Here is a 387-nt window from a genome sequence, read left to right as displayed (position 1 = left end):
GGAATAAGAACATGCCTGATAATTTGAAGACGACTTGCTCCCATAGAACGAATAGCTTCAATGAGATCCTTTTCAACGGTTTTAAAAGAGAGTTCGGCCATTCGTGCATAAAAAGGAATAGCTGAAGTGGTGAGTACAAAAATAACCGCAGGCATTCCGATACCTTTTCCTACAACCATGCGCGTAAGGGGGAGAAGGTAAAAGGCAAGAATAATAAAGGGAATAGCACGAATACTAGCAATGATAATACTCAAAGGGCGATTGATGAGAGGTGAAGCAAAAATCCATCCACGTCCGGTTGTATAAAGGAGAAGACCAAGGGGAAGCCCTATCATCAGTGCCATCAAAGAAGCACTTATTGTCATCAAGATTGTATCAAAAACGGCT

At 41.6% G+C, this 387-nt stretch carries 1 protein-coding gene; it reads right to left on the bottom strand.

Annotation, left to right across the window (positions count from 1 at the left end; genetic code table 11):
- On the bottom strand, window positions 1-387 hold a 387-nt coding region (locus J7R10_RS09530), incomplete at both ends, for an ABC transporter permease subunit (protein WP_246787438.1).

This window comes from Bartonella vinsonii subsp. berkhoffii ATCC 51672 (assembly GCF_902825225.1).
GTDB classification, from domain to species: Bacteria; Pseudomonadota; Alphaproteobacteria; order Rhizobiales; family Rhizobiaceae; genus Bartonella; species Bartonella berkhoffii.
This window is presented reverse-complemented; position numbering and strand designations above follow the sequence as displayed.